Here is a 7,781-nt window from a genome sequence, read left to right as displayed (position 1 = left end):
TGTTGAATTGAACTATAGTCAATATACATTTTTCCTCGTGCTGGTGCAAGTGGTGCAAAAATATATTTTTAGAGTGTCATAAAATGACAAAATGGAAAAGAAACGGAATTTTGTCGTTTTCACTATGCGTTTCGCGCATACTGAGCATGAAAAAATGGTATTTTGCGGGATTTGCGCATTTATTTATATTAAAGGCGTAGATAAAAAAGGAACAAACCATGAAACTAGGGACGATTATGACGATGCTTGGTATGGGTGCGGTGCTTGCCGCGTGTGATTGCTGCCCGCAGGGCGAGGCGAAGGCGCTTTCGCAGGACAAGGAACTGCGTGCCGTGATGGACAACTTTACGCAGAACGAGGTTCCGGCGGCGACTCCGCTTGTGGAAAAGCGCGAGGTGGAGTTGATTCGCCTGGTGTCGCTTGTGACGCAGCAGTCGGGCGCTCTTTTGCAAGAAGAAGTGGCGACGGCGCTTGTGCAGGGGCTAACTCCCGAAGAAATTCTCGAGGCGATTTACCAGTGCGCCCCTTACACCGGGTTCCCGCGGACGGTGGATGCGGTTGAAATTGCCCGCGGCGTGTTCAAGGCGAAGAACGTGAAGGTGGACGAAAACCGTGCGACGGTGACGGCGCAGTCCCGCCTGGAGGCGGGTGCCGACGCGCAGGGAACGCTGTTCGGCCAGACTTTCCGCGACATGGCGAAGAACGGCAAGAGCGGTATGCCGACTATCAATTACTTCCTTGCGAGCAACTGCTTTGGCGATTACTACACCCGCAAGGGGCTCGACCTGAATACCCGCGAACTCTTGACGATGGCGATTCTCGTGAACTTGGGAACGGAGCCACAGCTCAAGGCGCATATCGGCGCGAACCTGAAGATTCGCACGGCCGAATACGTGGAACAGGCGATTTACAACTGCTTGCCGTATTGCGGTTACCCGCGCACGCTGAACGCGCTACGACTGCTCAAGGAAGCAGTGGCTGAGGCTGCGGATGCGGCTGGTGCTGGGGTTGATGTTGCAAAATCCATGCCAGGCAAGGACTGGAGTGTGTTCCCGGTGGGCAAGCCGAACGACGCCTACGCCAAGTATTTCGTGGGCAAGAGCTATCTCGACATGATCAGCAAGGAACAGGTGGGTGTCGGGAATGTGACTTTTGAACCGGCGTGCCGCAACAACTGGCATATCCATCATGCAAAGAAGGGCGGTGGCCAGATTCTCATTGCGACGGCGGGTCGCGGCTACTATCAGGAATGGGGCAAGCCGGCGGTGGAACTGAAGCCCGGCGACATGGTGAACATTCCGGCTGGCGTCAAGCATTGGCACGGGGCGGCTCCGGATTCCTGGTTCCAGCATTTGGCAATCGAAGTTCCCGGCGAAGGAACGAGCAACGAATGGCTCGAGCCCGTGAGCGACGAAGACTATAGTAAATTACAATAGTAACCTTCACCGTGAGCAACCATTATGAAACGCATAATCCTCATCCTTTTAACAATTCTCATGGGGGTCACTATGGCTGCCGTAAAGAAAATCCTGGTCGCATATTATTCCCGCGCTGACGAAAACTATGGCGTCGGAACAATCACCAAGGGCAACACCGAAATCATTGCCGAGATGATTGCGAAAAAGACGGGTGGCACGCTCTTGCATGTGGAACCCGCCAAGTAATACCCCAAGGGCTACGACGACTGTATCAATGTCGCTAAGAAGGAACTCGCGCAGAATGAACGCGAAAAGGCGCAGAAGGAAGTGGACAAGTGGGTAAAATAGCCCTGTAATTAAGGGTTATTCAACCCAGCGGAAGCCCTGGCGTTTCATGCAACTTGTCATGAAGTTTCCCTGCTCTATATGGTCCTTGCCTTGCTCATATTCGCATTGTGCGACCGCATTCTCTGTTTCGTATTCAGATACTCCCTGTTTGTACCAGCCGTGAGGGGCTGCGGCACAGGATGTCAGGACTGTTGATACGATTTACCAGCATCAGTTCGAGATTTTTGTGACGAAATGCATCGAAATGGCGGGAAAAATGTGATTTTTTACTAAAAATAACCTATATTTTTGTGTATGGAATACACTCTCAGACGAAAGTTGGACTCTTTTTTGGTCGATTGGAAGGCAAATCCCGACCATTTGCCGCTCATTATAAAGGGTGCTAGGCAGGTCGGAAAAACTTCTTCTATTACGCATTTTGCGAAGAACTACAAGAGTTTCATCTCGATAAACTTTATCGAGGAACCCCAGTACAAGAAAATTTTCGAGAAGGGCTTCAAACCGGACACGGTTATCCGAGAAATTTCGTTCTTGAATTCGGATTGGGAGTTCATTCCGCACGATACGCTCATCTTGTTCGACGAAATGCAGGAGTGTCCCGATTGCACCACGTCGCTCAAGTTTTTCAAGTTGGATGGCCGCTTCGACGTCATCTGTTCGGGTTCGCTGCTTGGGGTGCACTACAAGGATATTTCGTCAGTCAGTGTCGGCTTCAAGGAAGACTATGAAATGCATTCCCTGGATTTCGAGGAATTCCTTTGGGCAAAAGGCTACAAGCAGGAGCAAATCGATTCCATCTACGAACATATGGTATCTCAGACGCCATTCTCTAACATCGAATACGATGTATGGATTGAAAATTTCAGGGAATACATGACCATCGGGGGAATGCCCGCCATTGTAGACAAATTTGTATCACAAAAAAATTTTTCAGGGGTGCTGGCGGCGCAGAAAAAGATTCTCCAGGACTACGAGGACGACATCACAAAATACGCCGAAGGACTAGACAAAGAAAAGATAAAGAATGTCTATAACCACATTCCCGTTTTCCTTGGCAAAGAGAACAAGAAATTCCAGATAACGAAGGTCGCCACCGGGGCGCGTTCCAGAGAATATGTGGGGACAGTCGAATGGCTGAACGATGCAGGCATCATCAACCGTTGCTACTGTCTGGATCAGCCAGAACTTCCGCTAAAAGGCAACTACAAGCCTAATGACTTCAAAATTTATTACCGCGATACGGGACTGCTGATTGCTTCGCTCGACGACGAAGCCCAAGAGGACTTGCGCGCAAACAAGAATTTCAATGCGTACAAAGGCGCTATCTACGAAAATGTCGTTGCCGACATGCTCGTAAAAGAAGGTTACGGGCTCTACTATTACAAGAACGAGAAATCCACCCTTGAAATGGATTTTTTCGTGCGGACTGCTAGTTCACTGGTACCCGTAGAAGTCAAGGCCACCGACGGGGCGACCGTTTCGCTAAACAACTTGATTACAAAGGAAAATTACGGCGACGTAAAGTTTGGCATTAAACTGGCGAACAAGAACATCGGCTTCAACGGAAAATTCTACACCATTCCGTACTTTTGCACATTCATGCTCAAACGGTGGCTGAAAACGATTAAGGAATAGAAAGCAAGCATAGCCGCAAAGATTGCTAGTAATTTCATAATGACCTCATTAAGTGTTGTTAAAAATATTGTTAATTTTTGAGAGCTTCAAGGGATGCCGTTGCGTAAATTACAAGGATGTCGGAAAAATCGTTGGCAGGTAGTAAGTTTTCTGTGATGAGTTTTACTTGATATGCCTATTTCCGCTAAAATCCGTATGCCTCTTGATATCGCGATGACGGTCGCGACGCTTGTGCTGATGGGTGGCAATTATTTCTTTGAATCGACTGCCGTTCACGAGATTCTGGGAGTGGTGCTGCTCGCTTTGTGGGCAGTGCATATCACGCTGAACCGGCGATTTTTCCTTTCGCTGTTCAAGGGACGCTACAATGTATTCCGCATCTTGCAGGCAGTCGTGAATTGCGGAATCCTTTTGTGCGCGATTTTCTTGATGGTGAGCGGCATCATGCTTTCGAACCACGTGTTCGCTTGGCTTGGGATTGAATCGGGCGCAAGTTTTGCCCGCACGGCGCACCTGCTCGCAAGCCACTGGTATTACGTGTTCATGTCGCTCCACATCGGGCTGCATGTGAGCCTGATTGCAAACCGCTTGGGGCTTGCGGGTGCGTTCAAATCAAAGGCGGCGCTTATCGCAACCCGCGTGATTGCCGCTCTCGTGGCATGCTACGGAATTTACGCTTTCGCGATTCGCGGACTTTGGAAATACATGTTCCTGCAGCAACCGTTTTTCTTCTTTGATGCGGAGCGGGGCTACGCCCTCTTTTTCGCGGACTATATCGCCATCGTCGTGCTGTTTGCCGTCGCGGTGCATCTTTTTAATGCAATAATTTCAAGCCGACAATCCCGGATAAGATAAGCAAAACGCAAATGGCTTTCGGGATAGAGAAATGCTCCTGAAATAGATAAACGCCCAGGGCGAACGTTCCCACCGTGCCTAGTCCTGTCCATATCGCATAGGCGGTGCCGAGCGGCAGTTTCTTTACGGCGAGCGACAAGAAGACGGCGCTCAAAAGGAAACCGATTACCGTGATGACTGAAGGGACTGTTTTAGAAAAGCCCTCCGAGTATTTCATGGCGCAGGCCCAAACCACTTCGAGAACGCCCGCCACGGCAAGCATAAACCATTCCATTTCTTTACCTCCAGGAATCTTTATCTTCAAAGACCTAACGATAAAGAATGCGTGTTCCCCTGTTACCCGGTGGCAGCAGGGCGCGGTTCAAATTATGGAACAAAGATAGTTATTCCGCCAAAAAAATTCTATCTTATTCAGCGATGAGGTCCGTTAAACAAAATGTTTCTTCGATGATTGCGGTCGCGTTGTTCGCGATTCTTGCTGCCGTTGTCGAAGGTTCTTTTGTTTACGATTACGGAACCGAAATGGGGCGGGCTTCGGAATATGGCAAGGTCTCCGCCGACAATGTGCATGCCGAAAGTCCGCTGTTCCTGTTGCGGGAATCGTCAGCCGAGGCCATGCAGTTTACACGCAGGTCGGGCCAGCAGGTGTCCTTGCGTGCATCGCGCGGCAACGGCCTTCAAGGGGACGGCGGACGCAGTTCGGCAACGTTCAAGCAGGCTACGCCATTTCCGACCAAGATCGCGCGGCCAACTGTTTGCGCCCAATGCGGCTTCCCTTTGCCGCTAGTTTATCAGAAATCAAAAGAGTATTACGTTTATACGCTAGAGCGAATGCTCTGTTAGCAAGTTCTTTCTCCAAGCCTTAAACACTAGTAAATGGCCGCGGCCCTTACCGGGTGCGCGACATCATTCATTTCAAAAAAGAGAAAGAACATGGAAAACATTTCCAAGATGGAGATGGCTAACGCCCTCTTCAACAAGCCCTATATCAAGACCGAAAAGAAGTTTTTCGGTTTCAAGACCAACGTCACCTACACCAGGACGAATTCGCCCGTAGTGGGAACTTGCCTGGACTACAGCCCTACGGAGGGCCAAAAGGTCAAGGAAATTGTCGAGGCTTCTCCAAGCGCCCTGGATGCGGTCGTTCAAAAAAATGGCCATCCGAAAACAGGCGACAACGGGAACTTCCGCCTGAATCTCTGCTATTCGCAGGACCGCGAATTTGCGGCACTGCACCTGCAGCAGTTCTCGGGATTCGAGTACCATACCGTAGGTGAAATCCGTTTTGCCGAAGGCGACGAGGCGCATAAACTTCTCGCCGTTTTAGTGAAATAAACGGACATATTGTTAAAAAGGGCCCCCTCGGAAACGGGGGGAGGCTCCGCCCCTTAAAAACCGCGTTATCTTGCCAAATCTATCATAAAAAAGATACTTTTGGTGAATTATGCCGTATTGGACAAAGGCGAAAGCCTTGCACAGAATGTGGACAGACTTTTGTTCAGCGAAGATGGCGAACTCCGCAATGAATTTCACAACTTGTATCACGCGTTGTTCCGCAATTCCGAAAAATACATTGCCATCGTAGAAGTTCTTGCTCAAAAGAAAAAGGGGATAACCAGGAATACGTTAATCAAGGAACTTTCGGTCGAGAGTAGCGGGGGCGTGTCCAAGGCCTTGGACGATCTTGAAAATTGCGGATTCATTAGGCGTTATAGTCCCTTTGGCAAGAAGACCAAAGACGAACTGATTCAACTCGTCGATTTCTACACGCTTTTCTATTTCAGGTTCCTCGCGAAACGGGCGAAGGGTCGCCGCAACCAATGGCTGCAAATCCAGGGTAAGCCTGAATACAACAGTTGGTGCGGCTACGCATTCGAAATGCTGTGCCTTCAGCATTATCCGCAAATCCTGAACGCACTCGGAATCTCTGGAATAGAAAGTGCCCCATGTAGCTGGATATAGCATTACTTGACGGAACTCCTTGAAAAAGTCAAGCTGTTCAAGGAATCCTCTAAGACCCGCAAGTCACCGATGCTTACCTTCGTGACATCGCTCGGTCTAAAACCCAATTCCTGCGCCAGGCAGATTCCAAAATCAATCACTTTGGATGTCTTGTATAATTCGCCAAATCTACCATAAAATGCCTACATTTGGCAAGTTATGACTCCTATATGTCCCAGGTTGAGTCATATAGGAAATTTTTGACGGAAAACCTTGAAAAAAGTTGTTTTTCTGCGTTATTCCGGACTTTTGTTACCTAAATTTTACAATGGGGGGGGTATGGACTTTGGCAGGGGCATTACCTATATTTAACAGGATAAACTATAGACGGGGATGTTCTTATGAAAAATTTCATTGCTCCAAGGACCCTGAGTGGCACACTGAGCTTGCCGAAGTGCTTGCCGAAGGGCCGGCTCATAACCATCTTCTTGTTGGCGGCATTCTTCGCCCTTTCCGCCTGCGATGATTCGTCGTCGGCAAGTGATGACAGACAAACTAAAACATCTTCATCTAGTTCAATTGTGTCAGCGACATCATGCAAGGACTGCGAATACGGAACATTGACCGATTCACGTGATGGTCAAACATATAAGACCATTGTTATTGGCACGCAAACCTGGATGGCTGAGAACTTAAACTTTGAGACGGAAGAAAGCTATTGCTTGGATGATGACGCGGTCAATTGTTCCAAATATGGTCGCCTGTACAAATGGGCTGCTGCGATGGACGGTGCGGGAACATGGACATCAAATGGTAAGGGTTGTGGCTATGATGTGACTTGTTCTCCAATATACCCGGTGCGTGGCATATGCCCCGAAGGCTGGCATTTGCCGGATACTACCGAATTCAAGACTCTGTTCGATGCCGTTGGCGGCGCTTCCACCGGAGGTATTGCCCTCAAGTCCACTAGCGGTTGGAAAGACAAAGATGGTTCCAGTGGTAATGGAACGGATGCCTTCGGGTTTTCCGCCTTGCCTGCTGGTCAAGCGCGTGACTATGGGAGATATGATGGGGAGGGCGGTGCTGCTCGCTTTTGGAGTTCTACCGAAGCGAATAAAGAGAAAGCGTACGATATTAGATTGTTGTTTCACAAGGAGGATGTGTCCATTGATATTCTTTCCCAAAAGTTCAATGCATATTCTATCCGCTGCGTAAAGGATTTGGAAAATTAAAAATTAGGGATTGAAAGACTAAAATTTCAAAAAAGGTTCTAAATTATGAAAAATTTAAAAATGTTGTTTTGTATAGTCGTATTTAGCGTGATTGGTTTTTGGGGCTGTGATGATTCCGCTTCAAGCAATGAACCTGATGAAAATGCCTCCGTTGATTCTTCATCGTCAGTCTGTAAGGATTGTGACGACGAATCAAGTAGTTCTGCTAAAAAAATTGATTCTTCTGCTGAGAAGAATGTAGAATCATCGGATGATGCTGAAGCTGGTAAGTCTTCTTCAAGTAAGGGGAGGGTAATAAGTAGTTCTTCTGAATACACTATTATCTCGTATGCCGTCTTCTGCTTGAAAAAAA

9 protein-coding genes and 2 pseudogenes are annotated in these 7,781 nt (G+C 48.4%); 10 read left to right on the top strand and 1 reads right to left on the bottom strand.

Features of this window, described 5'->3' with window-relative positions; genetic code table 11:
• Nucleotides 1-218 precede the first annotated feature (218 nt).
• From Q0628_RS02345 to Q0628_RS02330, 4 genes and pseudogenes are all read left to right on the top strand, one after another.
• Nucleotides 219-1,436, top strand: coding sequence for a carboxymuconolactone decarboxylase family protein (locus Q0628_RS02345; protein ID WP_298767966.1), 1,218 nt, complete (start codon nucleotides 219-221; stop codon nucleotides 1,434-1,436).
• A 72-nt stretch (nucleotides 1,437-1,508) separates the two neighbouring features.
• A pseudogene (locus Q0628_RS02340) lies at nucleotides 1,509-1,661 on the top strand (flavodoxin); the annotation flags it as partial.
• A gap of 399 nt (nucleotides 1,662-2,060) precedes the next feature.
• Nucleotides 2,061-3,401, top strand: coding sequence for an ATP-binding protein (locus Q0628_RS02335; protein WP_298767964.1), 1,341 nt, complete (start codon nucleotides 2,061-2,063; stop codon nucleotides 3,399-3,401).
• A 171-nt stretch (nucleotides 3,402-3,572) separates the two neighbouring features.
• Nucleotides 3,573-4,256, top strand: coding sequence for a DUF4405 domain-containing protein (locus Q0628_RS02330; protein ID WP_298767963.1), 684 nt, complete (start codon nucleotides 3,573-3,575; stop codon nucleotides 4,254-4,256).
• On the opposite strand, the gene Q0628_RS02325 is transcribed toward Q0628_RS02330, so the two are convergent.
• Nucleotides 4,216-4,530 carry a multidrug efflux SMR transporter gene (locus Q0628_RS02325; protein ID WP_073318870.1) on the bottom strand — a complete coding sequence of 105 codons (315 nt, stop codon included), beginning with the start codon at nucleotides 4,528-4,530 and terminating at the stop codon, nucleotides 4,216-4,218. The two genes, Q0628_RS02330 and Q0628_RS02325, sit on opposite strands and share 41 nt — an antisense overlap.
• Nucleotides 4,531-4,673: 143 nt before the next feature.
• Between Q0628_RS02325 and Q0628_RS02320 the strand changes: the two genes are divergently transcribed.
• The 6 genes and pseudogenes from Q0628_RS02320 to Q0628_RS02295 form a co-directional block, all read left to right on the top strand.
• Nucleotides 4,674-5,099 carry a hypothetical protein gene (locus Q0628_RS02320; RefSeq protein WP_298767962.1) on the top strand — a complete coding sequence of 142 codons (426 nt, stop codon included), beginning with the start codon at nucleotides 4,674-4,676 and terminating at the stop codon, nucleotides 5,097-5,099.
• 90 nt (nucleotides 5,100-5,189) lie between these two features.
• Nucleotides 5,190-5,591, top strand: coding sequence for a hypothetical protein (locus Q0628_RS02315; RefSeq protein WP_298767961.1), 402 nt, complete (start codon nucleotides 5,190-5,192; stop codon nucleotides 5,589-5,591).
• A 102-nt stretch (nucleotides 5,592-5,693) separates the two neighbouring features.
• Nucleotides 5,694-6,218 carry a hypothetical protein gene (locus tag Q0628_RS02310; protein WP_298767960.1) on the top strand — a complete coding sequence of 175 codons (525 nt, stop codon included), beginning with the start codon at nucleotides 5,694-5,696 and terminating at the stop codon, nucleotides 6,216-6,218.
• A 6-nt stretch (nucleotides 6,219-6,224) separates the two neighbouring features.
• Nucleotides 6,225-6,395: a hypothetical protein gene (locus Q0628_RS02305; protein WP_298767959.1), complete on the top strand. Its 171-nt coding sequence runs from the start codon at nucleotides 6,225-6,227 to the stop codon at nucleotides 6,393-6,395.
• Between the two features lie 203 nt (nucleotides 6,396-6,598).
• Nucleotides 6,599-7,429 (top strand): fibrobacter succinogenes major paralogous domain-containing protein, encoded by an 831-nt coding sequence (locus Q0628_RS02300; RefSeq protein WP_298767958.1) that lies wholly within the window; start codon nucleotides 6,599-6,601, stop codon nucleotides 7,427-7,429.
• 45 nt (nucleotides 7,430-7,474) lie between these two features.
• A pseudogene (locus Q0628_RS02295) lies at nucleotides 7,475-7,781 on the top strand (hypothetical protein); the annotation flags it as partial.

Source organism: uncultured Fibrobacter sp. (assembly GCF_937877005.1).
Classification (GTDB): domain Bacteria; phylum Fibrobacterota; class Fibrobacteria; order Fibrobacterales; family Fibrobacteraceae; genus Fibrobacter.
The sequence above is the reverse complement of the archived record's forward strand: the minus strand, read 5'-3'. Positions and strand labels throughout refer to the sequence as shown.